General features: G+C 68.0%; 33 protein-coding genes and 1 pseudogene. 5 read left to right on the top strand and 29 right to left on the bottom strand.

Annotated features, from left to right (window positions below):
* Positions 1 to 62 precede the first annotated feature (62 nt).
* The 3 genes from OHB21_RS17970 to OHB21_RS17960 all read right to left on the bottom strand — a co-directional run bounded on the left by OHB21_RS17970 (position 63) and on the right by OHB21_RS17960 (position 808).
* Complete coding sequence (locus OHB21_RS17970; RefSeq protein ID WP_328436940.1) at positions 63 to 236, bottom strand: hypothetical protein; 174 nt, start codon at positions 234 to 236, stop codon at positions 63 to 65.
* A gap of 120 nt (positions 237 to 356) precedes the next feature.
* Positions 357 to 542, bottom strand: coding sequence for a hypothetical protein (locus tag OHB21_RS17965; protein ID WP_328436942.1), 186 nt, complete (start codon positions 540 to 542; stop codon positions 357 to 359).
* A 50-nt stretch (positions 543 to 592) separates the two neighbouring features.
* On the bottom strand, positions 593 to 808 hold the full coding sequence (locus OHB21_RS17960; protein WP_328436944.1) for a hypothetical protein: 216 nt from the start codon (positions 806 to 808) through the stop codon (positions 593 to 595).
* A gap of 151 nt (positions 809 to 959) precedes the next feature.
* Between OHB21_RS17960 and OHB21_RS17955 the strand changes: the two genes are divergently transcribed.
* Complete coding sequence (locus tag OHB21_RS17955) at positions 960 to 2,861, top strand: helix-turn-helix domain-containing protein (protein ID WP_328436947.1); 1,902 nt, start codon at positions 960 to 962, stop codon at positions 2,859 to 2,861.
* Positions 2,862 to 3,058: 197 nt separating this feature from the next.
* On the opposite strand, the gene OHB21_RS17950 is transcribed toward OHB21_RS17955, so the two are convergent.
* The 19 genes and pseudogenes from OHB21_RS17950 to OHB21_RS17865 form a co-directional block, all read right to left on the bottom strand.
* Entirely contained in the window at positions 3,059 to 3,532 is a 474-nt protein-coding gene (locus OHB21_RS17950; RefSeq protein WP_328436949.1) for a DUF6283 family protein, read from the bottom strand.
* 62 nt (positions 3,533 to 3,594) lie between these two features.
* The gene (locus tag OHB21_RS17945; RefSeq protein WP_328436950.1) at positions 3,595 to 4,107 is read right to left on the bottom strand and encodes a single-stranded DNA-binding protein; all 513 of its coding nucleotides are present in this window, start codon (positions 4,105 to 4,107) and stop codon (positions 3,595 to 3,597) included.
* A gap of 92 nt (positions 4,108 to 4,199) precedes the next feature.
* Positions 4,200 to 5,288, bottom strand: a complete 1,089-nt coding sequence (locus OHB21_RS17940) for a DUF4192 domain-containing protein (RefSeq protein WP_328436952.1) — start codon at positions 5,286 to 5,288, stop codon at positions 4,200 to 4,202.
* A 540-nt stretch (positions 5,289 to 5,828) separates the two neighbouring features.
* Positions 5,829 to 6,413, bottom strand: coding sequence for a hypothetical protein (locus OHB21_RS17935; RefSeq protein WP_328436954.1), 585 nt, complete (start codon positions 6,411 to 6,413; stop codon positions 5,829 to 5,831).
* A 243-nt stretch (positions 6,414 to 6,656) separates the two neighbouring features.
* Positions 6,657 to 8,312 carry a ParB/Srx family N-terminal domain-containing protein gene (locus OHB21_RS17930; protein WP_328436956.1) on the bottom strand — a complete coding sequence of 552 codons (1,656 nt, stop codon included), beginning with the start codon at positions 8,310 to 8,312 and terminating at the stop codon, positions 6,657 to 6,659.
* An 81-nt stretch (positions 8,313 to 8,393) separates the two neighbouring features.
* Complete coding sequence (locus tag OHB21_RS17925) at positions 8,394 to 8,648, bottom strand: hypothetical protein (RefSeq protein ID WP_328436958.1); 255 nt, start codon at positions 8,646 to 8,648, stop codon at positions 8,394 to 8,396.
* Positions 8,649 to 8,690: 42 nt separating this feature from the next.
* Positions 8,691 to 9,113, bottom strand: a complete 423-nt coding sequence (locus OHB21_RS17920) for a DNA-processing protein DprA (RefSeq protein ID WP_328439661.1) — start codon at positions 9,111 to 9,113, stop codon at positions 8,691 to 8,693.
* Positions 9,010 to 9,423, bottom strand: a pseudogene (locus OHB21_RS37520) (DNA-processing protein DprA); the annotation flags it as partial. The gene OHB21_RS17920 and the pseudogene OHB21_RS37520, both read right to left, overlap by 104 nt.
* A 459-nt stretch (positions 9,424 to 9,882) precedes the next feature.
* Positions 9,883 to 10,281: a DUF4192 family protein gene (locus OHB21_RS17915; RefSeq protein ID WP_328439973.1), complete on the bottom strand. Its 399-nt coding sequence runs from the start codon at positions 10,279 to 10,281 to the stop codon at positions 9,883 to 9,885.
* Complete coding sequence (locus OHB21_RS17910) at positions 10,278 to 10,946, bottom strand: hypothetical protein (RefSeq protein ID WP_328439659.1); 669 nt, start codon at positions 10,944 to 10,946, stop codon at positions 10,278 to 10,280. Before OHB21_RS17910 ends, OHB21_RS17915 begins: the two co-directional genes overlap by 4 nt.
* Positions 10,947 to 10,963: 17 nt before the next feature.
* Positions 10,964 to 11,182, bottom strand: coding sequence for a hypothetical protein (locus OHB21_RS17905; RefSeq protein WP_067514202.1), 219 nt, complete (start codon positions 11,180 to 11,182; stop codon positions 10,964 to 10,966).
* Entirely contained in the window at positions 11,164 to 11,610 is a 447-nt protein-coding gene (locus tag OHB21_RS17900; RefSeq protein WP_328436960.1) for a hypothetical protein, read from the bottom strand. The genes OHB21_RS17905 and OHB21_RS17900 overlap by 19 nt, the downstream gene beginning before the upstream one ends.
* Positions 11,610 to 11,942 (bottom strand): hypothetical protein, encoded by a 333-nt coding sequence (locus OHB21_RS17895; RefSeq protein WP_328436962.1) that lies wholly within the window; start codon positions 11,940 to 11,942, stop codon positions 11,610 to 11,612. The genes OHB21_RS17900 and OHB21_RS17895 overlap by 1 nt, the downstream gene beginning before the upstream one ends.
* A 381-nt stretch (positions 11,943 to 12,323) precedes the next feature.
* On the bottom strand, positions 12,324 to 12,524 hold the full coding sequence (locus OHB21_RS17890; RefSeq protein ID WP_328436964.1) for a hypothetical protein: 201 nt from the start codon (positions 12,522 to 12,524) through the stop codon (positions 12,324 to 12,326).
* A 741-nt stretch (positions 12,525 to 13,265) separates the two neighbouring features.
* Positions 13,266 to 14,027, bottom strand: coding sequence for a class II glutamine amidotransferase domain-containing protein (locus OHB21_RS17885; RefSeq protein ID WP_328436966.1), 762 nt, complete (start codon positions 14,025 to 14,027; stop codon positions 13,266 to 13,268).
* The gene (locus tag OHB21_RS17880; protein WP_328439657.1) at positions 14,015 to 15,196 is read right to left on the bottom strand and encodes a hypothetical protein; all 1,182 of its coding nucleotides are present in this window, start codon (positions 15,194 to 15,196) and stop codon (positions 14,015 to 14,017) included. The genes OHB21_RS17885 and OHB21_RS17880 overlap by 13 nt, the downstream gene beginning before the upstream one ends.
* 96 nt (positions 15,197 to 15,292) lie before the next feature.
* The gene (locus OHB21_RS17875; RefSeq protein ID WP_328439655.1) at positions 15,293 to 16,039 is read right to left on the bottom strand and encodes a hypothetical protein; all 747 of its coding nucleotides are present in this window, start codon (positions 16,037 to 16,039) and stop codon (positions 15,293 to 15,295) included.
* Complete coding sequence (locus OHB21_RS17870; RefSeq protein ID WP_328439653.1) at positions 16,027 to 17,250, bottom strand: hypothetical protein; 1,224 nt, start codon at positions 17,248 to 17,250, stop codon at positions 16,027 to 16,029. The genes OHB21_RS17875 and OHB21_RS17870 overlap by 13 nt, the downstream gene beginning before the upstream one ends.
* Before the next feature lie 78 nt (positions 17,251 to 17,328).
* Positions 17,329 to 18,612, bottom strand: coding sequence for an IS256 family transposase (locus OHB21_RS17865; protein WP_328436931.1), 1,284 nt, complete (start codon positions 18,610 to 18,612; stop codon positions 17,329 to 17,331).
* 323 nt (positions 18,613 to 18,935) lie between these two features.
* On the opposite strand from OHB21_RS17865, the gene OHB21_RS17860 reads away from it, so the two are divergent.
* Together OHB21_RS17860 and OHB21_RS17855 are read left to right on the top strand one after the other, a co-directional pair.
* The gene (locus OHB21_RS17860) at positions 18,936 to 19,385 is read left to right on the top strand and encodes a hypothetical protein (RefSeq protein ID WP_328439651.1); all 450 of its coding nucleotides are present in this window, start codon (positions 18,936 to 18,938) and stop codon (positions 19,383 to 19,385) included.
* 287 nt (positions 19,386 to 19,672) lie between these two features.
* Positions 19,673 to 19,963 carry a hypothetical protein gene (locus OHB21_RS17855; protein WP_328439649.1) on the top strand — a complete coding sequence of 97 codons (291 nt, stop codon included), beginning with the start codon at positions 19,673 to 19,675 and terminating at the stop codon, positions 19,961 to 19,963.
* A 269-nt stretch (positions 19,964 to 20,232) separates the two neighbouring features.
* Here OHB21_RS17855 and OHB21_RS17850 read toward each other — a convergent pair whose 3' ends face one another.
* The 3 genes from OHB21_RS17850 to OHB21_RS17840 all read right to left on the bottom strand — a co-directional run bounded on the left by OHB21_RS17850 (position 20,233) and on the right by OHB21_RS17840 (position 22,690).
* On the bottom strand, positions 20,233 to 21,012 hold the full coding sequence (locus OHB21_RS17850; protein ID WP_328439647.1) for a DUF2637 domain-containing protein: 780 nt from the start codon (positions 21,010 to 21,012) through the stop codon (positions 20,233 to 20,235).
* 168 nt (positions 21,013 to 21,180) lie between these two features.
* Positions 21,181 to 21,462, bottom strand: a complete 282-nt coding sequence (locus tag OHB21_RS17845) for a hypothetical protein (RefSeq protein WP_328439645.1) — start codon at positions 21,460 to 21,462, stop codon at positions 21,181 to 21,183.
* An 868-nt stretch (positions 21,463 to 22,330) separates the two neighbouring features.
* Complete coding sequence (locus OHB21_RS17840; RefSeq protein WP_067510901.1) at positions 22,331 to 22,690, bottom strand: Rv2640c family ArsR-like transcriptional regulator; 360 nt, start codon at positions 22,688 to 22,690, stop codon at positions 22,331 to 22,333.
* A 96-nt stretch (positions 22,691 to 22,786) separates the two neighbouring features.
* Between OHB21_RS17840 and OHB21_RS17835 the strand changes: the two genes are divergently transcribed.
* Both OHB21_RS17835 and OHB21_RS17830 read left to right on the top strand, forming a co-directional pair.
* Positions 22,787 to 23,302 (top strand): ArsI/CadI family heavy metal resistance metalloenzyme, encoded by a 516-nt coding sequence (locus OHB21_RS17835; RefSeq protein ID WP_067510902.1) that lies wholly within the window; start codon positions 22,787 to 22,789, stop codon positions 23,300 to 23,302.
* A gap of 19 nt (positions 23,303 to 23,321) precedes the next feature.
* Positions 23,322 to 24,551 carry an MFS transporter gene (locus OHB21_RS17830; protein ID WP_324196560.1) on the top strand — a complete coding sequence of 410 codons (1,230 nt, stop codon included), beginning with the start codon at positions 23,322 to 23,324 and terminating at the stop codon, positions 24,549 to 24,551.
* Here the strand turns inward: OHB21_RS17830 and OHB21_RS17825 are convergent.
* From OHB21_RS17825 to OHB21_RS17810, 4 genes are all read right to left on the bottom strand, one after another.
* Positions 24,523 to 24,756 (bottom strand): transposase, encoded by a 234-nt coding sequence (locus tag OHB21_RS17825; RefSeq protein ID WP_195125964.1) that lies wholly within the window; start codon positions 24,754 to 24,756, stop codon positions 24,523 to 24,525. The two genes, OHB21_RS17830 and OHB21_RS17825, sit on opposite strands and share 29 nt — an antisense overlap.
* Positions 24,757 to 25,012: 256 nt before the next feature.
* The gene (locus OHB21_RS17820; protein WP_195125965.1) at positions 25,013 to 25,522 is read right to left on the bottom strand and encodes an Rv0361 family membrane protein; all 510 of its coding nucleotides are present in this window, start codon (positions 25,520 to 25,522) and stop codon (positions 25,013 to 25,015) included.
* Between the two features lie 7 nt (positions 25,523 to 25,529).
* Positions 25,530 to 26,003 carry a hypothetical protein gene (locus tag OHB21_RS17815; protein ID WP_067510831.1) on the bottom strand — a complete coding sequence of 158 codons (474 nt, stop codon included), beginning with the start codon at positions 26,001 to 26,003 and terminating at the stop codon, positions 25,530 to 25,532.
* The gene (locus OHB21_RS17810; protein ID WP_195125966.1) at positions 26,000 to 26,521 is read right to left on the bottom strand and encodes an SMI1/KNR4 family protein; all 522 of its coding nucleotides are present in this window, start codon (positions 26,519 to 26,521) and stop codon (positions 26,000 to 26,002) included. Before OHB21_RS17810 ends, OHB21_RS17815 begins: the two co-directional genes overlap by 4 nt.
* Positions 26,522 to 26,523: the final 2 nt, after the last annotated feature.

Genomic DNA, 26,523 nt, shown 5'->3' with positions numbered 1-26,523 from the left:
TGTGCACCCGCGACTTCGGCTCACCGTGCGTCCACGAGCACGCATGTCTGAGATGTCCGCAACTACGGCCTGATCCAGCGCAAAGACCCCGCCTGGAACAGATCCATGCCAACCTCCACGACCGACTGGAGGAAGCGAAAAGCAACGGCTGGCTGGGCGAGGTGGCCGCGATCGAGGTCAGCCTGGCCGCCGCCGCGCAGAAGCTCACCGCAATGCAGAACCTTGCCGGACACCATGCAGCAACCCATTTGGGGATGCCGGACTTCCGGGCAATCACAGGGCGACGCACGCACGAATCTCGAGCGACGTAGCAGATCACCCACCGGGGATCCTGCCCCGGCCGCGCGGTGCGGCGGCTACCAGTCGTTGTGGTCGAAGCTGAGCGGGTCATAGCTGCTGGCCCAGACCGCCGATATCGCCGCGCCCATGTCCTTGGCGCGCGGGGTGGTTCCGTCCAGCCAGTTGCGTTGCCCGGTCGAACATGCCCTGTCGACGCGCAGCGCTGCGAGTGCGGAGTCGAGTTCCTCGCGGCTCAGCTCCATGCCGCGTCGGCAACCCGATGCCCACGGTCTCCGGTGCCGGGGTCGGCGAGTCACCCGCGAGGTTCGGCGTCGGCGTCGGGGTCGGACGGTGGGGTCCGGGAAGCGGCGGGGGCGGGGTGGTAGGCGAGCGCCTCGCGTAGGTTGTGGGCGGCGGCCACGAGGCGGTGGCAGGCGTCGAGCAGGTCGGCCAGTGCACCGGGGATGAGGATGGCGGTCCGGACGATGAGCACGATCGCGCCGATCGCGGCGAGGATATGGGTGGTCACGCCGCAACGATGGGAGACAATGACCGTTCAGAGCACCACAGGCTGAACGCGCCGAACACGATCACGCCGAAGACGCCGCGGGTCGTGTGGGAAGGTTCGGCGAAGCGCTGAACGGTGAACGGTCCGACCGGAAGAAGATGGGGGCGGGGAGATGATCGTCGAGCCGAGCGCGGTCGTGACCCGCGCGGACCTGCACGAGGCCCTGCGCCGCCTTCACGAGCGGCACGACGCCAGCTACCAGAAGGTTGCCGCCGCCGCAGGGGTGTCGATCGGCGCGGTCCACGCCGCCGTCAATGGGACAACGTTTCCCACCTGGGAGACGGTGCGCGCGATCCTGTCCGTCTACGGCGTGCCTGACCGCCTGCTGCCCACGTGGCGGCGGGCGCACGAGCGGGCCGCGGCCAACAACCGCCCTGGCCGTGGCCGCCCCGCCCACAAGGGCTCCGACCGATCGGACGTCGACCGGGCGGACGGGCCGCGACTGGTGGATTTGGTGGTGCGCCGGGGCGTCGACGGGGAGCTCCCCCGCGCGTGCGAGCTGGATCCATATCTATTGTTCGTGACGCCGAGCAACTACGGCCGCGCCGGGGAATCCGGTGTAGGTGACCCGTACGTCGCGCGCGACGTCGACACCGAGCTGAGTCGAGCGCTGAGCAGCGACCGGCTCGTGCTGGTCGTCGGACCGAGCAAGGCGGGCAAGACCCGCAGCCTGTTCCACGCCGTGCAAACCCACCTGCCGGAGGCGCGGGTCGTGGTCCCGTCCCGCAATAGCCTGACCGATATCGCCGCCTGCCCGCAGTATCGTGAGCTGCCTGCGACGGTGGTCCTGTGGCTGGAGAATCTCGACGAGTTCCTCATCGGCACACACGCGTTGACTCCGGGACTGCTGGCCCGGCTCACCGCCCGTCCTCACCCAACGGTGGTGGTGGCCACGCTGCGCAGCGAGGTCCGCGACCGACTGCGCGCCCTCGCTGGGGGCGAACTCACCCAGGACATCCGGCACCTGCTCGACGAAGCTATTGAGGTCCGGCTCAACCCGACCAGCGACAACCCGGACGAGCAGGCCCGCGCCGCGGCCGCCTACCCCGAGCTGACGCTGGACCGGTTCGGACTGGCCGAAGTCCTGGCCGGGGCGCCGGAGCTGCTGCGCCGATATCACGATGCTCGCGCCAGTGACCCACTGCTGTGGACGGTGATGCGTGTGGTGATCGATTGGGCGCGGATAGGGCACCCACTCCCGATCCCCGAAGCCGTGCTCATCGACCTCGCCCGCGCCGCCGCCTGCGACCTGGAGCCGCACCGCGACATCCACGACAACGACATCACGACCGCGATCGCCAGCGCCCGCACTCCGATACCGGGCGGCGGCCGCGTGCCCGCACTGCTTGCCCACCCCGACCCGATAACCATCCGCGGCTACCGGCCCTTCGACTATCTCGTCGCTGCCGATGACGACACGCGCCGTGGCCGCGTCGTGCCCGACGAGTTCTGGCGTACTGCGACCTCAATCATCATCGAACCCGACATCTTGCATTATGTCGGATTGGTGGCGAGCCACCGAGAGCGGAAGGATTGGGCCGAAACCTGCTGGCGGCGCGCGGCGGAGGCCGGGGACTTCGCCGCCATGAACAACCTCGGAGGCTTCTTCCACAACCGAGGTGAGATCGGTGAGGCCGAGACCTGGTTCCTGCGTGGCGCTCGAGCCGAAGACCGCATCTCGATGGAAAACCTCGCAATGTTCCTCAAAACGCTAGGTAGGTTCGACGAGGCCGAGGACTGGTTCTACCGCGCCGCCCACGTCGGAGCCAGAAACATCGGGTACAACGCCGCGGTTCACATGCGCGAGCGGGGTGAGGCCGCCAAGGCCGAGGTCCAATTCCGGCAGGCCGCCGTCATGGGACACTGCAACGCCATGTATGAACTCGCGCTCCTGTGCGAGAAGCGCGGTGACACCGACGAGGCCGAGACCTGGTTTCAGCGCGCCGCCGACGCCGAACACAGCATGAACGCGCTCGCGCTTCCTATCGGAACGCCGGAGCAGACCGATACCTAGCTCCAAGCACGGGTGAAGCAGCCGAACCCGCCACTAGCGTGGGCGGCGTACAGGTTCCGGTTCAGCTCCCATACGCCTGAGTAGTTCAAGTAACGCCCGAGTGTCGCCGATGGTGGTGGTGAGCACGCCAGACGACAAGGGCGCGGTGGGAACGTCCTACCGGTGGAACGGCTCGGTCGAGCCGGGCCCCGCGCCGCTCAGGTCGTCAGGTCGGAACGGTGTCGGCGGATCTTGGCGATCGCCGCGACCGCTTGGGCGCCAGGACGGGGCACGTCGGCTTGCCATTGGTCGGCGGCCTCGCTCGCTGACGCGAAGAGCGGTGTGGGCGACCGATAGTCGATAGCGGCCTGGAACGTTCGCGGGCTGATGCGCTGCTCGATCAGCGCCACCCGCAGAGCCAAGGTGTCGCCGTGGCAGCCCGCCCAGCCCGCGCACACCCGTCGCCGATCGCTGTCGGCGTCGACCTGGTGACATTGGAACAATGCCACCGGCTGCTCAGCGAGGTCGGCGCGGTCGTAGGCACGCAGTTTCTCGTACTCGCTGGCATGCCACACCCCGCTGGGGACGTCACGCCGGTACGGGCAACTGTCACACGGGCGCGGCGCGGGTGGCCCCATGGTCTCCGGGCCCGGTGCCGGGCCGTCGCCGGGGACGGCTCGATCGCCTGTCATGCCGCGCTCCTTTCGGCACTGATAGTGCCACTATGCGTCCGCGTGCCCGGGTATCGGCGGGATCATAACGCGGGATCGCCGGCGTCGACGCGCACGCCTTTGTCGCCCGCCGCGGCGTCCGTGTTCGATTCCTCCGAGGGATCGGTGGGGGCGAAACCTGTTCCCGCGCTCCACGAGTCGTCGCGACGTGCGGTGGCCGGGCTGGTGGTTTTGCCGGAGCGGGTGATCTTCGCGGTCGCGTACCGCAGGGAGGCACCGAGTTCGTCGACGGCGAGCTCGACGACGGTGCGCTTGTCCCCCTCGCGTGTTTCGTAGGATCGTTGGATCAGCCGCCCCCTCACGATGACTCGCGAACCCTGGGTCAGGCTTTCCGCGGCGTGTTCGGCGGCCTGGCGCCACAGATTGCAGCGCAGGAACAGCGTCTCCCCGTCCTTCCATTCACCGCTCGCGCGGTCGAAAACCCTTGGGGTGGAAGCGACGGTGAAGTTCACGACCGCGGTTGCGTCGGGCGTGTACCTGAGTTCGGGTGGGGCGGTGAGGTTTCCGATCACCGTGAGCAGGGTTTCGCCGGACATGGCAGGTCTCCTTCGAGAGTCGATGTGGGAGAACAGGGATCAGACGGCGCAGTCGCAGCGGTCGTCAGCCGTGGTCTGCTTGCTGGGCCGGGTCAGGCACGGGTCGGTCCCAGGTCGACGCCCAGGTTTGTGGCGGCCCGGATCGCGTCGTCGGCCAGTCTCCGTAGGCGGGCAGGGCGAATTCCGAGGCCGATGATGGTGTCGAGCAGCACCGCGACGGGATGCTGGTCGTCGGCGTCGAGCGCCGCGTGCACGGCGATGCCCGCCAGCACGGTGTCACCGCGCAGGTAGGCGGTGTAGGCGAACAATGTTGCCGCCGCGGCGCGGTCACGACCAGTGGTCGACCGTGTCATCGCACTCCACAAACGCTGGGCGGCGGGGGCGTGATCGGTGATCGCCAGCGCGAACATCAGGTCGCGGATCACACGGTCGCGAAGCACGGCAGCGATCGCAGCGATATCCCTCGCGTCGGGCCGCGCATCGGCCTCGACCGTGTCGATCACGCTCAGCACGCGTCCGAGGGCGTCACGGTGATACGCATCGAGATCTCGGCCTGCCAGTGCGGCGGCGCGCCGATCCTGGTCCGCCGAAACCTCGTCCGGCAGAACCGCGGCGACCTGGGCGGCGGAGTTCAGGTCTCGGGCAAAGATTTCGGCCAGTTCGTCGCGGGTGCGGTGGATCGGTCCGCCGTTGGCCACGCGGGTGACCGCCATGATCGAGGTGGCCGGGTCCGGCACCTCGCCGTGGCGGTCATCGACCCAGCTCCACCACCGTTCACCGGCGGCGATCGACCGCACCGCATACGCCTCGACCAACCGCATCCCGGCGCGGCGCGGTGTGTCCATCACCGCGTGAAGGAACGCACGCCACGCGTCGGTGCCGTCCGGAGGTGGTTCACCGATGCGGTCGTCGACGACGAGAGCGGTTACGTCGGTTCCCCCGGCCGGGCACAGCCGCGCGAGAGCGGCCCCGATCTGCGCGGGAACGCCCGGGCGGCTGAGGTCGAGGTCGAAACGCACGACCACCTCGATCGGTGCGATCGCTCGCCCGGCCCGTGGTTTGTCGAAGACCGCGACGACCAGGGACCGCTCGGGGTGGAAACCCAGCAGCGCTGGGACCGCGGCGATGAACTCCCCGCCGTGATCGACACGCGGACGTTTCCCTCCGGGGTTGCTGAACATGAGATATCGCCTCCGTGGTCGAGATATCGAATGAACGTCGAGCCCCGCCGAATCAGGGTGGGCACGTGGGCCGCAGCGGACGGCGCGAACTCGGCGGACGGGGCCGCCGGACCCGAAGCAGGAGCGCGAACCCGCACTCGGGGGTGGACATCGTTGTGCGGAGCCGCCCCTCAGCGCGACGAGCGGTGCTGCATCGCCGCGGTGAGTGGGCCCAGCACGAGCCAGATCACGAACATGTAGGTGAGGATGTCGATGAACCCGAGGGGTGTGGGGTGCTCGACAGCAGCACCGTGATGACCACCGCGACCAGGGCGATGCCCGCGATCAGCGCGACGAGCGCTCCTGCCACCGACGGCGCGAGCCCACACGGACCCTGACGGCAGGAGCCAGATCGTGACGCCAGCGACGCAGGCGGGCGAAGACATGATGAGACAACGGATTCTCCTTCGTACGGTGAGCGTGGATGCCGATCGGATGCAGAAATCCCGCGCACGGGCGCACGAGGGCGCGCGGGCGGTCGGTCACGAGTCGAGCGGGTGGTCAGATGTTCGCGGTCGCGGCGAGGAAGGCGTCGTCGGTCGGTAGCGCGTCGAACGGCCAGGAGAGGACCAGCATGGCGGCCGGCCAAGGCGAGCCGTCAGGGTCCGAGCCTGGCGCGGGCTGCTCGGCGAACCTGCCGCGAGCACGGCGGGTGTGGTCGGAGGGGCCTTCGTAGACTTCGAATACCCTTGTGTCGGTGTCGATCACGTACCCGTAGTGCATCCCAGGGTCCCACGGCAGGGTCATGCTGCCGATGTCGGTGATGAGCCCGGCTTCGAGGATCATCGCGGGGTCGCTCTGGGTGTCTCTGAGCAGGTAGTACCAGTCGTACAGGTCGTCGAACGGGGGCTCGTTTCGGGTGACGTACTTGTGGAAGCGCTGGATCTCCTCGGCAGTGGGAACACCCACACTGTCGACGTAGCGCAGCCGCGCGATCGCCGCGGCGAGGGCGTCGGGATCGGTGACGGCCTCACGCAGCCATCGCAGAACCCGCAACCCGAGGTGCCGGGGACAGCTGCTCCACTTGTTGAACGACGATATCTCGACCCCGCCGGCGACAAAGGTGAGGAAACCTTCGGTGGACAAGACACTCCTATCGTGATCTGGGCAAAGCGAACCCGCTCGAAGCGCCACGTAGTGCAGAGCCGGACGAGGAGACCCGCACGCCGCTGGACCGCGGCAGGGCGGTATCGCGCACCGCGTTTGATGCTGATGACACCCGACCCCGGCGCGCGGAGCCCGCGGGGGGAGGTGTTCGGAAAGCCCTGGGAATTGCCGGGGGTGGGTCGGGCGCGAGCCGGCGCGGCCCGGCCCCACCCCCGGTGCGGGTCAGTCGAGGTCGATGTCGCGGTAGTCGAGGTCGCCGACCGCGGCCTGTTCGACGTCGGCGAGATGGTATTTCTCGCCGCCGATCTCGGCGAGGACGCGCAGCATCCGCACGGTGTTCGCGTCGGCATCGCGCCAGAGGGATTTGCTGGTGCCGGTGTGGTAGTCGGCGAGGATGATCGCGAACGCGATCACCCACTGGCGGTTGGGTGGGGCGGCGTGGATGGTGGTGACGAGGTCGTCGACGCTCGATCCGGTGCCGAGCATGTCGTCGAGCAGCATGCGGGTGGCGGCGTCGGATTTGCGTGCGAGGTGCTCGGCGACGAAACCCGCGGCCTGGGGCGGCGGGGTGCGCCGACGCAGGTATTCGTCGAGGAAACTCACGCGCCGGTCCGCGGCGGCCTCGCCGCGCACGTTGAGGATGCGGACACGCCGCAGATCGCGGCTGGCCGCGGTCCGCCGTTCACGTTCGGCGTCGGCGAGCCGCGCGAGCTGATCATCATCATCACCGTCGCCGTCGGAAGCGTCGGCGGCAGCGGTGGTGGTGGCCACGGCGAGACCGGAGTCGGCGAGTGATTCGGCGGGCAGGTAGTAGCGCGGGATCCACCGGTCGCGGTACTCGACACTGCTCGGGTGGCGTTTGCCCTCGGCGGGGCTGGCGTCGGGGTCGTCGGCGAGGTCGTGGTCGATGGTGTCGGGGTCGACCGGCGCCCCGGTCTCGGTGTCGACGAGGATCCCGTTCTCGACGCGGTCCAGCCACACCGTCCAGCGGGTGGCGTCGGCGCGGATGGTGTCCTCGGTGACCGGGTCACCGGTGGCCTCGACCAGCTGTGTGTCGGGCAGGAACGCGGGCTCGCCGCCGGTGTCCTCGGCCGGGTCGCGGGTCAGGATGCCGAAGCCGAAAACACCGTAGGGCAGCGAGGCCTGCATACGGGCGGCGTGCTGGGCGCGCTCGCGGCGGATGCGCGCGACCAGATAGTCGAAGTCCCAGCGGTTGACGCGAGTCAATCGGGCGACGGCGTCCTCATCGCCCAGGGCGTCGAATTCGGCGATCACCGCGAGCTGGTCGAGGCTGTACTGGGAGTCGTCGAGCATCGGGCGGGCGGTCTCGGAGCGGCCGATCGCGCCGAGGGCACGCAGCCGGGTCTTGGCGGCCGGGACCGATTCCTGCACACGCTCGAAACTGGCGCCCAGATCCAGGGCCAGGGCGATACCGCCGGCGCGGTCGCTGTCGCGCAGCGGGATCCGGCCGTCGTTGAACTCGAGCTGGTTCAGGACTCGCTCTCTGCGCCGGACGTCGGGATCGATGTCGGTGGGTGCGTCGGTGACCCAACCCGGCGCTGTCAACTGCCCCACGTGCTGGGCGATGATCGCACGGACCTGACCGTCGGTGACCACGATGGTACCGTCCGGTTCGCGTTCGGCGATGATCGGTGCCCGCACCCCGTGGGCGCGGATACGCGCGACCTGGTCGGGATGGTCGGCGGGATCGAAGTCCTTGCGGACGTTCTCCCCGATGACCAACGTCGACAGGACGAGAGTCTCCGCGCGCGCGTCGGGCGGCGGCACAACCATCGGCTCGATATCGATGCTGGTACCGGGATCGTCTGTGGTGGCCGGGGTTTCGGCGTCGGGCAGTTCGCGGGTAGTGACGGGCATGGGGCCTCCGGGGCAGGGTGTGGTTGCGCGGGCCATGAGGTCGGGTCGAGCGGCCCGCGCGAGGACAGAAGTAGGGGTGGGTCAGGCCGCCGCGCGGCGCCGGGTGCGGGTGCGGGGGCGGCGGGCGACGTTGACCGGGCCCAGGCGCAGCACGCCGCGGTGGTCGGGCTGGAATGCCCAGTGGCGGCCACGCCAGTCCCGGTGCGCGGTGCGCCAGCGCTCCCCCACGCTGGTGTCGCTGAGCGCGGCCAGGGTGCCGCTCTGGCCGAGACTGTCGAGGCGGGCGAACTCGTCGGCGGTCAGCGTCGGGACCGGCGGGGTATCGGAAGCGGTCATGGAATTCTCCTGTCGTGGGCGATGTTTCGGGTACGGGCGGGTTCAGAACGGGCTGGTGTCGAGGCTGACGGTGATCTGTGCGGGATCGGTGACGATGCGGGCGCGCAGGGTGCGGATGAGGGTGTGCGGTCCGTCCGACAGCCGGGAAGTGATCGGGCCGGGCACCGCGAACACCGGGCGGCCCAACTGCATGGCCCACTCGGCGGCGGACATGGTCCCGCTCTTGGCGGCGGCTTCGACAACCAGCACGGCGCGCGCGATCGCGGTGACGATGCGATTGCGGGCCAGGAACTGCTGGGGGGGCGGCGGGCTGACCGGGCGGGTACTCCGACAGCAGCAGCCCCTGCTCGGCGATCTGTTCGAGCAGAGTCTCGTTGCCCGCGGGGTAGATCCGGTCGATCCCGGTGGCCACAACCGCGGCCGTGCTCGCACTGGCGGCCAGCGCGGCGCGGTGGGCGGCGGCATCGATACCGTAGGCCCCGCCGCTGAGGATCGTGTGGGTGGCGGCGAGTGTCTGCACCATGTCGGTCGTGACGTGGACGCCGTAGCTGGTGGCGGCGCGGGCTCCGATGACCGCGACCGCGGACTCACCGGCCCGGTCGAGCCGCAGCGGGCCACGCGCCCACAGCGCGACGAGCGCACAGCGGGGCGCATCACCACGGGGGCGCAGAACACCGAGGCGGTCGCACCACTCGCGATGATCGGGCGTGATGAGCCGCGCTCCGCACGCGTGGGCGGTGTCGAGGTCGCGGCGAGCCTGATCACCCAGATCCACGGGCAGACCGGTGCGGTCCTGGGTGTGCAGCAGCTGGTCGGCGGCCCCCTCGACACCGGATCCGGCAAGCAGGTGCTCGACCAGCCGCGGCGCCTGCAGCGCGGCGCGAGCGGAGACCGCCCACGCCAGCACCCGCTCCGGCGGCGGATCGGACACGACAGTCTCCTTGTTGTTGGACACGAAACCTCCTGGAATGGAATCGGATACGCGAACGCCGCAGCGCGAATCGCCGTGCGCGGGCACGCGGCAGCCCGGGACGGCAATGAGGGTGTGGGCACCGGCTGGTGTGGGTGTGAACCGGGAACGATCAGCACGGGACGGGTTCGAGTGCACGGTGGTGGAAGGGTGGGCGAACCCGGAGGGGATTGGACGCGCCCACCCTCGCGCCTCGGCACACCACGCTGCGGCGGGTGCGGGGCGGCATCGAGACCCGGTCACGAGGTGACGGGTCCCGACCCGCTACCCAGGGTAGGCCAGGCCGGAGTGCCGAGAGGCAGATCGTACGGCACGGGATGAGGTAGTCGTCGACGCCAGCGGCGTGCCCGGTCTGGTGCGGTTCAGTTCCCGAATCTCGATCACGGCAGGTGCGGCCGGGACCGCGGTGGCGAGCGGGAAATCACCGGTGGCGGCGGTATGGCAGGCCAGCAGCGCGGCGGGTGCGCCGCGGTGGGTGGCGGGCACGGTGACGGTGAGGTGCTGCCACAGCGCGCCGGCGGCCCACCCGCGCGGAGTGATCGTCAGCGCGAGCATCGCGTCACGAACGACGTTGTCCCGCAACGCCAGTGCCGCGTGGGCGCGATCGCGCGCCGCGACAACGCGTCCGAGTGCGGCGAGCCTGCGGGCGAGCGCGCAAGTCAGTCGGTGTCGGTGAGCGTCCGCAGGGTTCGGTGTGCGGTGGTGAGAGCGTAGAGCAGTGCGAGCGGGTCGGGGCCGGTGAAGTCGGGCCCGCCCTCCGATATCCGGCGCAGGGCGCGGAACATCCTGTACTGCAAGGGGATTCCCGTGACCGGTGGTGTCGTGTCGTCGCCGGGGTCGTGGATGACGGTGTAGTCGTCGAGGCCGATCCATACCGCGTACCACGGGTCGGCGGGCGCGCCCTCGCGCACGGCTTCGCGGGGATCCCGTTCGGCCGAGGCCCACTGCGCGCAGGGGCAGGCGGGGTCCTCGCAGCGGCCGGGATGGTCGCGGCGGACGCGGAGGTAGTGCTCCATGCGTCCGGCCAGCATCGGGCAGGCGCGGCTCGAGTACGCGCCGCACCAGGGGTGGACGCCGGGTTCGGGTGCGATGCCGCGCAGGTAGTCGGCGGGACGGATGTAGAGCACGACAAGGTCGGTCAGCGGCTTGCCGCAGACCTGGCACAGCGACCGCGCCCACGTGTCGGCGAGCCGCTGGGCGTCGAGCCGGCCGAAGACGGCACGGGTGCGGTCGGTGTGGGCGAGGGTGATGTGGGGCACGACCATGCCCGCCGAGACGGGCGCGTCGTGCAGGGCCACGGGGATGGGCACGCGCGGGGTGTTGGTCATCAAAAGGCTCTCCCAGCTCAGGGGTCGGTGATCGGGTGGGCGCACAACCGCAGGTCCAGGTGACGGTCGGGGCGCCCGGCGCTGCGCACGGTGAGGTGGATGTCGGCGGTCAGCGCGCCCGGCACCTCGGGGTCGGTGCGCCAGGGGTGGAAACGCTCGGGATCGCACGCGGGCAAGCACTTTTCGATCCACCTGAGCAGCGCGACCGCGGAGTCGATCACGGGGTCGGAGTCCATCGCCGTCCGGTGTCGGGGTTGTGGTCGTGGATCGGAATCCGGATCGGTGCGCCGGGGACGCGTTCACGCACGGTGCGGGTCAGCAGCGCGTGACGGCCACCGGCGGCCCATGCCCCGTCGGCGAGGACCCACCGGAAACTGGTGGTGTCGACCTCGGCGGGCATCAGCCGGTAGTCCAAGCCGTGCGGCGAACACCCGTCTGGGTCGGGGTCGTGCTCGATGCGTACCAGCGCGTAGGTCGGCATCGCGCGGGGCACCGACGCTCGGTCGATCCCGCGGAACACCGCCACCGGGGTGCGCGGGGGTGGCGGGGTGGCGAACGCGGCGTGGTAGCCGATGACCAGCACCTCGGGTGGGGTGGCGGGCGGGTCGGTGTAGTGGCAGGGCTCGACGCGTACGAGGAACGGTTCGTGGGCTGCGGCGACCATCACCGGTCCCCGGGCTCGTGCCGGGTGACCGACTCGACGAAACACAGCGGGAGCAACACCGTCGCGGTGTGCGGTGCGTGCAGGACGGCGTGACGGCGGCCCAGCGCGGTGACGCGCACGTGCGGGTGGAGGTGTCCGCCTCGGGTCCGGATCGTCGCGTCCGCGCCGCTGCGGCGCACCTGATCGAGCGCTTCGCGCACCGTGTGAGGGTCGAGTGCGGTATCCGGCGATCGGCCGGGTGTCGGGGGCGGGTCGGCGCGGCCGAGGTGCCAGCGGCTCAGCAACTGCCGCGCCCGCGCGGGCAACGCCGGGTAGCGAAGGGGGTGGGTCATGGGTTCCTTCCTGAACAGGTGGCCGGGCCGCGAGGCATGCGCTCACGTCCCGGCCACCCCGGTTCCGCCGCCCGCGGTGGTCGCGTCGTGCCCGATCAGGCCGAACACGAAGCGATCTCGTGGAATCGCGATCGGCCGATGCGATGTCGAGGTGTCGGGTCGGGTGGCGTGTGCGTCGGGTGGTGGGGATGTGGCTGCGCGGCGGTGCTGGCATTCGGTTGCGCCGCGACCGAATCCCAGCGCGAGACCTTGTGCGGGGCCGTGAGATGGTCGGTGCGGGACCGTCTTCCGTTGCCGGTGACGCGCGGCACCGACTCCGGTGGTGGTCATGCCGCCGGTTCGGGTGTGGTGGACAGGACGTAGTCGCGAGCGGTGGTGGGGTCAGCTCGTCGGGGAGCCGGGCCGGTCACTCCGCTGCGAGGTCGCGGTGGTGGGGTCGTAGCCGCCGAGCTCGAGGTAGGCGCCGGTGGTGTGACCGCTGGGGGTCAGTGCGTCGAGCCGCACTCCGCCCTCGTCGATAGCGACGAGTGAGGTCGGTGCGAGGGTGTTCAGCCAGGCGATCAAGTCGGGCACAGCGAGCATGGCGGTGGGTGATCCTTTCTGCGGGGGCCGGTTCCGGTGGCGTGGGAGCGTCACCGTGTGCGGGGTCCGGTGGCGGTTCGGGGTAGGCGAGGACACCGGAGTCAGCGCGACACCGTCGACGACCTCACCTGGCGGTAGCGGTGAACCGGCAGGTGGTGGGGACGTCGCGGTGGCGGCCGTCGCAGGTGATCTCGCCCAGGATGCGGTCCGGTTGCGCGAGTTTCGTGCGGGTCAGGTGCTCGAAGGCGTCGATGTCGCTTCCGGCGATGGCCTCGTAGTGCGTGAGCACGTCCTCGGCGTCGAGGTCGGGGAGTCCGGCGCGGTGCCAGACTCGCAGGTAGAGGCCCGTCGCGGGGGTGTTCAGTGGTGTGGCGAGGCTGATCGTGCTCAGGGCGAGGGCGATTTCGATGTCGGTGGCCGGACGGGTGTCGGCGCCGACGGCGAGCCGGTCGAGCAGTTGTGCGGCGTGCGCGCGGAACAGGAACTCGCTCCGGATCTGCGGGTGGGTGGGGCGCAGCAGTTCGTAGGCGTGGTGGAGCAGATCGGCCGCGTCGGGGTGGCGGGCCCCGGCTGCGGTGATCTCCTCCTCGGCCCAGTCCAGCGCGGTCAGCTCCGTATCGATGGTGTACCGCAGGTGATCGAGAATCGAGACGATCTCACTGGCCTGGGTGTCCGGCAGGTCGGGGCGGGGATCGGTGGTGGATGCCAGGACGGGTCCTTCCTCTCTGATTGTGTTGGTGGTCAGGTGTATTCGAGATCGAAAAGATCGGCGTAGCGGTCGGTGCCGTCGAGTTCGGGGCAGCGGCAGCGGGGAAAGCGCTGCCGGCAGTCGAGGCAGTAACCGCAGTAACCGCAGTGCGGCCCATCGTCGAGATATGCCTGCTCGCCGCAGGATTCGCAGTCGTAACACCCGTGCGCGTCGTAGTAGCTGTCGAAGTCGCGGTAGCTGTGGTTGGAGTACCAGCGCGCCCGTTCGAGATCCCAGTGCCCGCGCTGCTCGTTGAAGATGTAGGCGCGGTGGGCATAGGCCGGGTCGAGGGTCAGCAGCACCATTTTGTCGCCACCGAGCCAGGCTTCGAGCCGGTCGCGGCCCGCCCAGGAATCCAGCGACCCGAACGGGCTGCGCGGCAGGAAATCTTCGGCGAAGATCCGCGAGTCCGACCGCTGATCACCCGGTCCCGGATGCACGGCATCGGGCAGGATACCGTTGTGCGCGAGCACAGTTCGCCCATCACCACCCACCGCGAAGGGATGGCAGTTGTCGGGTGCGCGGGTGCCGTGGGTGGCCAGCCGGGAGTGGAACAGGGCGGGCCCGTCGAGGTGGCGTGACCGCGCCTCGGTGAACTCGCCGAGGACGGCTTCGGGGTCCATGCCACGGCCGACGATGATGCGCTCAGGGGTGAGAACCGCGTACCCGTGGCCATGCGGGTTCGCGGCGGCGCCGCCGCGCAGCGCTTCCACATCGGGGGCGGCGCCGGGGCGCAGGAAGGTCAGGATGCACACGCCAAGCCCTCGCCCTCACTGTCGGCCGGGGTGCCGGCGATACCGAGGCGGTCGAGCTCGGCCAGCAGCGCGGCGTAGGCGGGCCGGACGCGCAGCCAGGCGACGAACGGGTCCCACTCCCAGCCACCACGAGCGATATCGGCCGCCGTCAGCGCACGGGTGTACTCGGCGGAGGCGGCGGCGAACCCGAGCGCGGCCTGCACCTCGCGCGTATCGAGTGAGCTGGCGAACACGCGCAGCTCGTAGGTGGGCTCGCTGCAGACGTTGATGGCCTGATATCGGCCATGGGTGGACGGCGATCCTTTGGCGTAGGAAGCGATCTCGGCGCGCGCCCCTTCATCGAAGGCCGCCCAGTACGGCGCGTCACGCCGCGCCAGGACGGTGACAGACTGCTGGTTGCGGTAGACGAACTTCATCCACCGATAGACATGCGAAGGGCCGTCGAACCCGTCGCGGGACAGGTGGACGTGGATACCGACCTCGTCGTCGGTGTAGGCGCCCAGCAGCCGCAGCCGCGCCAGCAGCGACCACGGGAAATGCTCGATCGCCCACGGAAACGACATGGGGTGGGTGACCAGCTCGAAGCCGCAGCTGATCGACCCGTCATGCTTCAGATAGCCCAAGCCACCGAGGTGTTCCACCGCGGTGGCCGCAGCCCGGTCCACGCCGTGCGGCAGCCGCACCTCGAGCTCGAGGCCCAGATACAACGGGCCGGACCCGTGGAAGACCGGGCTCGGCCTGTAGAAGCTGTCGAAGATGTCGTCGCTGTACTGAGTGGCTTCGCAGTGCCCGCAGTAGTTCTCGCCGTCACGGATGTAGGTGTCGCAATGCTGGCACTCGTGATAGCCGTGCCGAAGGCACGACGTACAGACTTCATCGCCGCCGTCGACTCCGACGGTGTCCTCGGCGGGACAGTCGCAGTCGAGGCAGTAGGTGTATGCCGAGGCGCACGAATCACAGACCTCGTCTCCGCCCGCCGTGGTGATCGTGAAGGAGTCGAAACGGCCGCAGTCGCCGCACCTGTACCAGTCCTCGGCGCAGTCCGCGCACAGGATCAGCTCATCGACGGTGCGCCGATCCGAGACCGTCGGTGCGCCGCACTCACTGCAGTCGAGATCGTGATCGGCATCGTCGGCGCGCTCGGAGCGCGCGGAAACAGGAGTCGGCAAAAGAGAGGATCCTTCCTGGGAACGAAGAAAGCCCCGGCGCCGCAACGACATCCGTCGCGGCACCGAGGCTCGAAAGAGGTGAACGGCTGGCAGGGCTCAGAAAAGGGACCCGATGACGGGCCGGGCGATCCGAGTCGCCGCGCATTCGCAATCGGGCAACGGTTCACGGCAGGCGAAACACCACCCGCACAGCCGGCAGTAGCGGCCACGACGGGCCTGATCGACGTGCCCGCAATACAGGCAGCGCAGCAGCCACCGCCCTGCCAGCAGCGGCGTCGCCCGGTAGGTGTGATTCGAATACCAGATGCCGCGCTCGACATCCCATACGCCGAGGTCCTCGTTGAGGATGTAGGCGTTCGACGCGTAGGCCGGGTTCACGGTGAGCAGGACGAGTTTGCTCGACCCGAGCCAGGACTCCAGACCACGCCGACCGCGACGCGTGTCCAGCGACCCGAACGGCTCGTGCGGCAGGTAGTCCTCGGCGGCGATCCGGGTATCGGACCGCTCGTCATAGGCGCCCGGATGCACCCGCTTGGGCAGAGTCCCGTTGTGCGCCACCACAGTTCGGCCGTCCGTTCCCAGCGGGAACGGATGACAGTTGGGCAGCCCGATCGTGCCCTTGGTGGCGTAGCGGGAATGGAACAGGGCCGGACCGTCGGGATGAGCGGCACGCAGGGCGGCGAACTCCGCCACCACCTCGCGGCCGTCCATCCCGTGCCCCACCAGGAGTTCACCGCCGGTGACGATCCCGTACCCGTGCCCGTGCGGATTGCGCCACGCACCCCACCGCAACGCGGTCGTATCTGGTAGCGCGCCGGGCGCGAAATAGGTCAGCAGGCACACGCGAGATCCTCCAATTCGCCGGTCAGCGGCGCGTACTCCGCACGCTCGGCCACCCAGGCGGCGAACCGCTCCCACTCCCACGCCCCGGCACACAGATCCGGCACCGTCAGCGCGCGGGTGTACTCGACCGATCCCGCCACGAACGCCAGCGCGGCCTGCACCTCGCGCATCTGGAGCGAACTGGCGAACACACGCACCTCCAGGGTGTGGCGCGGCTGCACATTCACCGCCATCCGCCGCGGCAGATCACGCACTGAGGCACCCTTGGCGGAATCGCGGGCACGGGCCCGAGCGCGCGCGTCGAACGGCGCGTACCGCGTCGAGCGCCGTCGCGCCAACCGCGTGATCGCAGTCTCGTTGCGATACACCAGCTTCAGCCACCGGTAGATGTGCGCCGGACCGTCGAAACCAGCACGGCTGACATGCACATGCAACCCCACCGAACCGTCTGCCTCACACCGCATCTCACGCAGATCCGTCAGCAGCGACCACGGGAAATGGTCGATCGCCCACTGAAACGACATGGGGTGAGTGACCAGCTCGAACCCGTTCGGCCGGATCGAGGAATCCTGCTTCAGATAGGCGAGATTGCCCACCCGGGCGGCGACTTCGGCGACCGCGTCGTCGTACACGAGCTCCGGGACGATGATCTCGAGCTCGAGCCCCAGATATACCGGCCCCTGCCCGTGAAACACCGGGTCCGGCTTGTAGACGTAGCCCCAGACACGGCGGGGATCAGCGCAACGATCACACGACCGACCCGGCCGCACCAGCGTGCCGCATTCGGCACACGACTCGAACTGCGGCCCACACACCTGACACACCCGCGACCCACCGGACAGATAGCGACTGTCGGCGCTGAACCGCGAGCACTGCCAGCACTGCTCGAAACCAGTACTCGTACAGGAGGCACAGATGACCGAATCAGTGTCGGTGGGCAGGGGCGCAATGGTCAGCCCACCGCACGACACGCACGCCCTCAGCTGGCCTGCGCACCCACGGCACACGCGACCACCACCGATCACATCGAGCAATTCGGCAGTAGCACAACCACATTCGTGGCAGCGCGGCAACACCTGAAAACACGACCAACACAACGGCCGGCCATCAGCGGTGTGCCGCGTCGTCGGACTCTGGACACCGCACACGGCACACGCGGGTATCAGATCAAGATCAGGCATGACAGCCTCCAGAAACGAAAAACGCCGCACCGGAACGCACTCCGATACGGCGACAGGGACGGACAGGGAACTGGGACTATCTCGCTAAAGGTGTTTCCGGCGGTTCTCTCAGTAGGTTCGGGCGTCGGGCCAGCGGTCGGCGAAGGTGATCGCGAACGCGTTGACCGCAGGCTTCCAGCGCATCGTCCATCGTGCCCGACCGGCGCCGGTCGGGTCGAGTGAACGAGTCACCAGATACAGGCATTTCAGGGCGGCTTGCTCGGTGGGGAAATGCCCTCGGGCCTTGATCGCGCGCCGGTAGCGGGCGTTGAGCGACTCGATCGCGTTCGTCGAGCAGATCACCCGCCTGATCTCGATGTCGTAGTCGAGGAACGGGATGAACTCATCCCATGCGTTGTGCCACAGGCGGATGATGGCCCCGTATTTCGAGCCCCAGCGTTCGGTCAGCTCATCGAGCGCTGCCCGGGCTGCATCTGCGTTTACCGCGGTATAGATCGGTTTCACGTCCCGTTTCAGCGCGTCCCAGTGCTGGCGTCCGGCCAGCCGGAAGGTGTTGCGGATCAAGTGGATGATGCAGGTCTGCACCGTGGCCAGCGGCCACACGTTGCCGACCACCTCCGGCAGGCCTTTGAGCCCGTCGCAGACCAGGAAGAAGACATCCTTGACCCCGCGGTTACGGATCTCGGTGAGCACACTCATCCAGAACTTCGCGCCCTCACCACCGCTGCCGGCCCACAGGCCGAGGATGTCCTTCTCCCCGGTCACGGTGACCCCGATCGCGGCATAGATCGGCCGGTTGGCGACTTGACCGTCGCGCACCTTCACGACCAGCGCGTCGATGAAGATCGCGACATACACCTCGTCCAGGGGTCGGCTCGACCATTCCTGCATCTCCGCGACGACTTTGTCGGTGATCCGGGAGACCGTCTCCTTGGACACCGACGCGCCATAGATCTCAGCGAAATGCGCCGAAATCTCCCCGGTTGTGAGGCCTTTCGCATACAACGACAGCACGATCTCATCGACCCCGGACAATCGGCGCTGCCGCTTGCGCACGATCTGCGGTTGAAAGCTGCCGTCCCGGTCGCGCGGCACCTCGATCGGCACCGGCCCGGTCGTCTCGGTCAACACCGTCTTCGATCTGGTCCCATTACGCACATTCACCGATTCCCGGCCCTCGGGCGCCTGGTTGGGTTCATACCCCAAGTGCTCGGTCATCTCCTCGTTCAGCGCGGTCTCGAGGACGGTCTTGGTGAACTGCTGCAGCAACCCGTCGGGCCCCGTCAGGGACAAGCCCTGCTGTTTGGCCATCCTCACCAACTCCGCCGCTGCCAGCTGCTCGGCCGAGGCCTCGGCCTTCTTCTTCGCCACGGCATCAAGTGTCGTCATCACGGCACCTTCCCGCTGACCATCCGATCAGCGAATCAGGCCGGAAACACCCATAAATCCACAGTCCCAGGGAACTGGCTCGAAGTACCGGTACGTGTGCCGCGGCGCACGATATCGAGTGCGCCCGAGGGGTTGCCGGGCTCCGTGTTGCAGCGGCGGACACAATAGACCGCACAGTCGAATCCAGGTGCGCAGCCTTCGATTCAGGCATAGCCGAAGTCGCCCGCAGGCCAGCGCCACGAAGCCAGAACGTTGATGAGTGCTCGTTGGTATTCTGGAGACCGACGTGGCGGCACGGGGACAGGTGCGCGTTAAGGAGAGCAGCGATGCCTAAGCGTCGGCCGCGGTCCCCCGAGGCGGTTCAACTTCTGGAAGCAATTCGCGAGCGACGACAACTCGCTCGCGCAGAAGCGCGCCAGCGGGAGCAGGCGATCGACACCGCAGTACGGGACTACCTGGCGGTGTGGGAAGAGATCGAATCGCTAAAGGCTGAATCCGCCGCCCAGATCGCGAAGCTGGAAGAGCAGGTCGCAACCACCCGCTCAACTACAGCCGAGCGAGTGGCAACCCTGGAACAACGACTGAGCCCGACAGTCGAAGCGATTCGACGTAACAGCCACAGCGACGCGGACGTCGCGACCCTTCTCGGTCTCACACCGGCACGCGTACGTCAACTCCTGCGGCTCGCCCCCACCCAGCAAGCCGCGATCGCCCCACCGTCTGAACCAGAAAGAAGAACCCCCAACACGCACGAGCAAGATCTAGATCAGACGTGATGGCGGGCAGCAAAGAAGACAAGACCGATCCGAACATCGCGCCTTACACAGAATAGAAATGCCAAACAATGCTCTGGAATGACAGCGGATGCAGTGCCGTACGAGTCGGAACGCCAGGCGGAGCATGCGCTGGCCAATGACAACTGTGGCACCGATGACAATACACCGCCGCTCCCCAGGCAGCGTAGGCAGCAGGGCGCCCGCGCACGATCCGATTCATCATTACCACTCTCCGCGCGGCGATACCGAAAAGGATCGCAGGCACAATCGCCAGTATCACCAAGAAGGTGACCGCCGCCAGCACCCGCATCGCGAAAGGGGCAGAATCTGCTTCGTTGGTGATCACCACGAAAGCAGGAAACATTCCTGCCAAGAACGGGATCGACGCGACCAGACCGAAGCCGATCAATCGCCCGACGGGTGCGACGTCGGGTTCCGGAGCCAGTGACTGGGCCAGCACTGATGTGCGCCTGTGCTCGGTGGTCGAGACGCCCAGGACCGGCACGACTCCCGACGATGTGATCCCGACTCCGCCCATCACGGCGCTGGCGATCTCAACGCCGGTTCCGCCGGAGTAGACCGCTGACACCCGCTGCACAAAATCGATCCGCCCGCATGTCGGACACGAAAGGTCAAGTCCCACCGGCCCTCCCGACCTCTGCTGCACAGTCACGCGTTTGCGCGCACACTTGCCTATCCATAGAACACCGGCGGCGTCCGGAAGTCGAGATGCCGGGACCGGAGTTTCGATATCCATGGCTCTCCCTCGTATTTGGATGGGTAGCACGTATCCCGGCCACACCGATCGCGGCGCACGCCGCAGCCCGGCGGTCGGAGGAGTCAGGAGTCACTCAGTATCGGCAGCCGCCGCGTGCTCGGCTGCCTCGGTGAGTATCCGGCTGATCGAGGAGCGGCTCTTGTTCACTGCCTGGGATATCCGTGTGGCGTTCCAGCCCTCGACGTAGTGGTAGGTGAGCGCTGCTGTGACGAGGTCGGGGTCACGGCGGCGGGCCGGGTCACGTGCGCACAGCGTCGCTGCCAGCGCGTCGATCTGCTCGCTCGACAGTCGTACCGCCACTCGCTGTGGCGTGCGCACGGTTCCCGACGGTGGGCGCGGCGCGGCGGGCGTGGAAACGACCGCGTCGTCGGGCGTCGGTGTCCGCGTCGTGCGCACGTCTGCGGCGTTGTGGTGGGCCAGAGTCAGTAGCGCGACGGTCGACTGTGCCATCGAACCCTCGATGATGAGCGGCCACAGCCACGCCTCACCTGTCGGAACACCTGCCGTGACAGCCAATGCCCGAAGGGCGGTGAACGAGAGCCAGAACGCGCCGATCGCGATGAACATCGTCATGGCGACAGCAACGAAGTGCGAGCCGCGCGACCCCGCGTGCGCACGCACCAGGACCGACACACCGTGCACCGCCGCCAGCAACGCCAACGGTGGGATGATGGCCACAATGGCGGCGATCGCCGGGATAGTGGCGCTCTCGTGTAGGAGAGCCTGTGTCGCGTTGCCGGTGATGCTGACCGCGGCGGCCGCAGCGAGGACTGACCAGAAGAACTTGTGCGCACGCGCGGTCGGTCGTTTCGGTACGGCGGTGTGCACGTCTGTTGCCGTGGAGTTCATACGCTTCCTCCGAGCAGGATCTGGACGGGGGGTTGTCAAAGCCGGACGAGGGCAGCAGGGCGCCCTCCTGGCGTAGATCCTCGCCCCGCGATCGGCGCGCCGATGATGTCGGTCCAGTAGGACGCGACCGGGCGGAACCGTGGGGTTAGGCGGGACCGTACTCGCGGTTCACCAGCGGATTCCGTGGCTGTGTCCGGCGACGATGGTCTCTACCGGGCCGGTGAAGCCCAGGTCGCGGGCGATCTTGCGGGCGCTGGCGAGCGTGGTCACGTAGCTGATCTGAACGTGCCAGACGCTGGCAAGTCCGCACTCGTTCGAGGTGAAGGCGGTGAACAGTGCTTCGACGACCTGGATGCGGTTGTTGTTGTAGCGGTAGATTGTCCGTGCCGCGTAGGGCAGCCGGACGCCGTTGTGGGGAAGGTCGCGGTAGTCGCGTGCGATGAGTTCCATTGTCCTGCTCGTGGTTTCGGTCGCTGGTGAAGCTCGGGGACTGTTTGACGCAGGAGAGCCGGGTGTGGCTCCTGCGGCACTGGTGGTCAGCAGAAGGGGCGGTAGGGGCCGCGCCAGTTGTGCAGAGCCGACAGTTGCCGATGCGGGGGAAGACTGCTTTCCTCCCGCCTGAGCGGTAGAAGCGATAGCATGGCCGGGCGGGTAACGGGTGCAACCGTTGAGAAGGTGCCAGGTTTGTCCCAGGTCCTGGTCGTCCCATTGTTCAGCTAATCCGGCGAATGCGGTTCAACTCGGACTCGCACCCCTCAACCTGGCTCGATTGAGACACGGACGGATGGCGTTGCGTTCGGACGCTCGAGGGATGCCAACTGTGTCGCACCGGCCTGACTTGCCCAGGTCAAGTGGTATTTCCAGTGTGCCGACAGTGTGCCAAGACAGGCACGAACACAGTGGAAAGGGCGGTACAGCCTGGACGCCGTACCTCCCCTGACCTGGACGGGCTGGACGGAGCCCCACCCGCTGGACGCCCCATGCGACACTGGCAGTGTGGGGGTCAGGGGTTCGAGTCCCCTTAGCTCCACTTCAAGGAGTAGGACAGATGTGCCCTACTCCTTATTCCCGTCTTTTCTGGGGTTTTTGGACATCACCGTGCGTTTAAATGGGCGTCACGAGTGCCGTTCAGTGTGTTTCTCCCGTGCCCGGTCCAGGTTTGTTTGAGGGTGTCGCGACTGCGCGATGCCGCAGTCATTCTCTACGGCCGACCCGTTTGCGCGGCCTCGGTGACGCCGTCGGTGCCGACTTTGGGGATATTGCCGCCGACGTTATGTTGAGCGCTCCTGGCCCGGTAGATACAGGCACGGTTCCGGCGTCACCGGCAGCAGTTGGGGTCTAGGACGCCGCAGAGTGCGGCGAGGGCGTCGCGGTGGACGCGGTGGATGACGTTCATGCCTTGGCGTTCGGAGTTCACCAGCCCGGCTTTGCGGAGTTGGCCGAGGTGGTGGCTGACCGTGGATTCGGAAAGTCCGACTGCGTCGGCGAGTTCCCCGCCGTTGCGGCCGGTTTCGGGGCTGGCCAGCAGTAGCGACATCAGCTTGACCCGCACGGGATCTGCCAGCGCTTTCAGGCGGAGTGCGACGTGTAGTGCGGCCTCGTCGTCGACCGGGCCGGCGGCTACGGGTGGGCAGCACAGGGGTGTGGTCATGTCAATGACGGGCAGCGCTTTGGGCATGAGGTCCATCCTACTCTCGATGTTGACATATGTCGAAAAGGTGGCAAACTGGCCGCTGTCAGTACTTCGATATACGTCACATAGGTGGTGGTCATGATGTCACGTGTTCAGCTCGCACTCAACGTCGACGATCTGGAGCAGGCGGTCGCGTTCTACTCGACCCTGTTCGGCGTCCAGCCGGCGAAGCGCAAGCCCGGCTACGCGAACTTCGCAGTCACCGAGCCGCCGCTGAAGCTGGTGTTGATCGAGAACCCGGGCCAGGGCGGCAGCGTGAACCATCTCGGGGTGGAGGTGGAGTCCTCGGAGAAGGTGCATGCCGAGATCGCGCGCCTGTCGGAAGCGGGGTTGTTCACCGAGGAGCAGATCGCGACGACGTGTTGCTTCGCGACCCAGGACAAGGTGTGGGTCACCGGCCCGAATTCTGAGCGGTGGGAGGTCTACACCGTGCTGGCCGATACCGAGCACTTCGGCACCGAACCCCAGTTCGCCGGGAAAGACGATGCGGAGGCGATGCAGGCGTGCTGCGGCGCCGACGGTCGTGGCGACACCTCCGGTGAGGAGGCCGAGGCGGGGCCGACGGTGGCGTGCTGCGCGCCCGCCGTCGCTCGGTAAACGGCCCGAGTGCCTCGACGTGACCGATACGACGACCGCGCCCGTGGTAGCGGTAGACGGGTTGCCGCGGGCCGGGCGCCGCCGAGTGCTGGCAGTGCTGTGCCTGACGCAGATATCGAGTTGGGGGATTCTGTATTACGCGTTTCCGGTGTTGTCGACCTCGATCACCGTCGATACCGGGTGGTCGGCGCCGGTGATCACCGCGGCGTTCTCGATCGGCCAGCTCGCGACAGCGCTCACCGGGATCCCGGTCGGCGCGCTCATCGACCGGACCGGCCCGCGGCGGGCGATGACCGCCGGATCCGTTCTCGGAGTGGTCGCGCTGATTACGGTCGCCGCCGCACCGAACCTGGCTGTGTTCTATCTCGGTTGGCTGGCAGCGGGAGTGGCGATGGGGGCGGTCCTGTATCCGCCGGCGTTCGCGGCATTGACTCGCTGGTGGGGGCCACAGAGTGTGACCGCGCTGATGATCCTGACCCTGGCCGGCGGTCTGGCGTCCACGGTGTTCGCGCCGGTCACCGCCGCCCTGGACACGCAAACCGATTGGCGTGCCGCTTATCTCACCCTCGCGGCCGTCCTCGCAGTGCTGACGGTGCCAGTGCACTGGTTCGGGCTGCGTGCCGGATGGCCGAATCCACCGCCGCCGACCGAGGCCGCGCATGCCGACCACAGCGAGATCGCGCGCAGCCCGCGTTTCGCCGCGCTGGTCGTGACCATGTGCCTGGCGGCGTTCGCCAGCTTCGCCGGCATCTTCAACCTCGTCGCCCTACTTCAAGAACAAGGCTTCAGTCCGAGCCTGGCCGCTACCGCGCTCGGGCTCGGCGGCGCCGGGCAGGTCTTGGGCCGGATCGGGTATCTGCCGCTGGCCCGCTACCTCGGCGTCACCGCCCGCACCGTACTGGTGTTGGTCGCGCTGGCCGCCTCGACCGCGTTGCTCGGGGTGGTGTCGACGGTCGTCGTGTCGATCGCGGTGGCGATCGGCGCTGGGTTGGTGCGCGGGGTCTTCACCCTGATTCAGGCGACCGCAATCACCGACCGGTGGGGTGCGACCCACTACGGGCGCCTCAACGGGTTGTTGTCCGCGCCGGTGGTCATCGTGTCGGCACTAGCTCCGTGGGCGGGCACCGTGCTGTCGGCGGCCACCGGTAGCTACGCGAACGCCTACCTAGTCCTCGGCGCGATCGCCGCCCTTGCTGCTGTGATCGCTCCTCTCGCCCGAATTACCGGATCGACGAAAGAGCTACTGTGACAAGCGAATACGCATAGACGCGGTGGTCATCGGCGGCCATGTCGGTGGTCGGCCTGTCGGCGCGTTCGCCGGCATCGGCCTCGGCTTGGCGGATCCAGTTCCGCAACGCCTCATGATGCACCCCGAGCTGGGCGGCGAGCTTGCGGATCGTCGGCTTCGGGTCGGACTCCCGATACAACCGCACGCCCCGCGCCTTCAAACTCATCTGGATACTTCTTCGGTGCTGCCACGAATAACTCCTTCCGGCCCCTACCGGACCACAATCAGAGCCCTCCGAGAAAGCGGGGGAACCTCACCGATGCCAGCACGGTAACCGCACGCGCGCCACGGGCTGGGAACAGTCTTCAGCATCACCATCCGCCCCGGCATGTGGCGGATCAATGGTTAGCCCCCCGTAGCCGGCGTGATTCGGGGCCGTGATCGTTGTGGCGGTTGCCGTGACGCGTCGGGCTGCGGCGGGGTCAGTGGAGTTCGTAGCCGCAGACTTTCCACTGGTCGTCGTTGCGTTCGAGGGAGGATGTGCCGTACATGCCGGGGAGTCCGGGGTGGTAGACGACGGTTTCGGTCTTCTCATGGATCACGAACGCGAAGATTTCGACGGCGTCGCCGGCGGGGTTGTAGGTCAGGGTTGGTTTGTCGGTGATCCAGCTGATGCCGAATTCGTCGAGGGCTTGTTGGGCGTCGGCGCGGATCTGGTCGTCGCTGCGGTTGAGGGTGTCTTCGGCGAGGGCGCCGCAGGTGAGCTGACGGATGGCGGTGGGGTCGGCTCGGTTGTAGGCATCGAGCAGTGCGTAGACCGCGCGGACCGGGTCGAGGTCTGGATTGGCGGGTTCGCTTCGTGTGGCGTTGGCGGTGAGCACACCGAGGGTCGCGCCGAGGACAGCGATTCCGGCGGCGAGGGCCGCGGCAAGGACTGTGCGGCGGTGGCGTGTGGATGCGGTCGGTGGTGTGGTGGTGGTCGGGTCGGTCATTGTGGTCTCACCACACCTTCCAGCCGGTCGGGGTGTTACGCAGGATCCATCGGGTGGCGCTGGATCCTTGCTTCTCGGAGTCGGTTTCGGCGACGACTTCGGCGCGCAGACCGGGTGCTTGCCAGTGGGCGGAGGTGATGGCGGTGATCTCCAGCGCGCCACCGTGGCTGGCGTTGAAGCTGAAGGTGTAGTCGACGTTCTCGGGGGTGGTGTTCTGCCAGCGTGCGTGGTCGGGCCCTCCGGGAGCGGTCAGGTCGAGGATCCGGTTGACGTCGCGGTCGGCTTGGGCGGCGAGATAGTCGCCGATCACCGTGCGGAAGTGTTCGCGGGTATCAGCGTCGACGTCGGTGAGGGCGCGCGTCGCGGCGCGCGCGCTGTCGGAGATCCGGTCGTCGTGGGTGAGGGTTCGAATGGTGAATCCGCCGGCGAACGAGACGACCGCGGTCACGGCGAGTGCTCCGAGGGCGAGGGGTCGGTTCATGTGCTGTACCTGTCGTTGTAGAAGGTCCAGGATTCGAGTTCAGCCGAGAGATAGGTGTAGAAGTCGTCGTGGACGGTGAGTTCGGAGCCGACCTGAACGACGCGACCGTTCGCGCCGGAGTCCTCGGGGGGCACCAGCAGCAACGACAGCGTGAGCCGGTAGCGGCCGCTGGCGAGCAGCATCCGCTCCAGCGGCGGCATCCCCAGCGGGTCGGCCACGAATTCCGTGTAGGGCGCTCCCCAGTCCACGAGATCACGGCAGTCCTCGCGCCAGGCGTCGCTCCCGAGTTCGTCGAGGCTGTAGAGGGTCGATTCATCGGCGTTGAAATGCGGCCATCCATCAACATGGCCGAGGAACTCGCGGTAGACCGGGTCGAAAGCGAAACCCAGCCGATGTTCGGCGGCGGTGATGGCATGTTCGGTGGCGCCCAGACGAGGTTGCCCATCGATGGGCGCCGATCTGTCCGCCCGGTCGATCTCGCGGCTGATCGCGGTGATCAGCGTCTCCCAGTCTCGCACGA

It is taken from the genome of Nocardia puris (assembly GCF_036051655.1).
In the GTDB taxonomy this organism is placed as follows: Bacteria; Actinomycetota; Actinomycetes; order Mycobacteriales; family Mycobacteriaceae; genus Nocardia; species Nocardia puris.
This window is presented reverse-complemented; position numbering and strand designations above follow the sequence as displayed.

Bases quoted from the DNA above. Each gene is read 5' to 3' on its own strand.
- OHB21_RS17970 (WP_328436940.1), bottom strand. From the start codon at position 236: ATGGTGTCCGGCAAGGTTCTGCATTGCGGTGAGCTTCTGCGCGGCGGC.
- OHB21_RS17965 (WP_328436942.1), bottom strand. From the start codon at position 542: ATGGAGCTGAGCCGCGAGGAACTCGACTCCGCACTCGCAGCGCTGCGC.
- OHB21_RS17955 (WP_328436947.1), top strand. From the start codon at position 960: ATGATCGTCGAGCCGAGCGCGGTCGTGACCCGCGCGGACCTGCACGAG.
- OHB21_RS17950 (WP_328436949.1), bottom strand. From the start codon at position 3,532: ATGACAGGCGATCGAGCCGTCCCCGGCGACGGCCCGGCACCGGGCCCG.
- OHB21_RS17945 (WP_328436950.1), bottom strand. From the start codon at position 4,107: ATGTCCGGCGAAACCCTGCTCACGGTGATCGGAAACCTCACCGCCCCA.
- OHB21_RS17940 (WP_328436952.1), bottom strand. From the start codon at position 5,288: ATGTTCAGCAACCCCGGAGGGAAACGTCCGCGTGTCGATCACGGCGGG.
- OHB21_RS17930 (WP_328436956.1), bottom strand. From the start codon at position 8,312: ATGCCCGTCACTACCCGCGAACTGCCCGACGCCGAAACCCCGGCCACC.
- OHB21_RS17925 (WP_328436958.1), bottom strand. From the start codon at position 8,648: ATGACCGCTTCCGATACCCCGCCGGTCCCGACGCTGACCGCCGACGAG.
- OHB21_RS17920 (WP_328439661.1), bottom strand. From the start codon at position 9,113: ATGCCGCCGCCCACCGCGCCGCGCTGGCCGCCAGTGCGAGCACGGCCG.
- OHB21_RS17910 (WP_328439659.1), bottom strand. From the start codon at position 10,946: ATGACCAACACCCCGCGCGTGCCCATCCCCGTGGCCCTGCACGACGCG.
- OHB21_RS17905 (WP_067514202.1), bottom strand. From the start codon at position 11,182: ATGGACTCCGACCCCGTGATCGACTCCGCGGTCGCGCTGCTCAGGTGG.
- OHB21_RS17900 (WP_328436960.1), bottom strand. From the start codon at position 11,610: ATGGTCGCCGCAGCCCACGAACCGTTCCTCGTACGCGTCGAGCCCTGC.
- OHB21_RS17895 (WP_328436962.1), bottom strand. From the start codon at position 11,942: ATGACCCACCCCCTTCGCTACCCGGCGTTGCCCGCGCGGGCGCGGCAG.
- OHB21_RS17890 (WP_328436964.1), bottom strand. From the start codon at position 12,524: ATGCTCGCTGTGCCCGACTTGATCGCCTGGCTGAACACCCTCGCACCG.
- OHB21_RS17860 (WP_328439651.1), top strand. From the start codon at position 18,936: ATGCCTAAGCGTCGGCCGCGGTCCCCCGAGGCGGTTCAACTTCTGGAA.
- OHB21_RS17850 (WP_328439647.1), bottom strand. From the start codon at position 21,012: ATGAACTCCACGGCAACAGACGTGCACACCGCCGTACCGAAACGACCG.
- OHB21_RS17845 (WP_328439645.1), bottom strand. From the start codon at position 21,462: ATGGAACTCATCGCACGCGACTACCGCGACCTTCCCCACAACGGCGTC.
- OHB21_RS17840 (WP_067510901.1), bottom strand. From the start codon at position 22,690: ATGCCCAAAGCGCTGCCCGTCATTGACATGACCACACCCCTGTGCTGC.
- OHB21_RS17835 (WP_067510902.1), top strand. From the start codon at position 22,787: ATGTCACGTGTTCAGCTCGCACTCAACGTCGACGATCTGGAGCAGGCG.
- OHB21_RS17825 (WP_195125964.1), bottom strand. From the start codon at position 24,756: ATGAGTTTGAAGGCGCGGGGCGTGCGGTTGTATCGGGAGTCCGACCCG.
- OHB21_RS17820 (WP_195125965.1), bottom strand. From the start codon at position 25,522: ATGACCGACCCGACCACCACCACACCACCGACCGCATCCACACGCCAC.
- OHB21_RS17815 (WP_067510831.1), bottom strand. From the start codon at position 26,003: ATGAACCGACCCCTCGCCCTCGGAGCACTCGCCGTGACCGCGGTCGTC.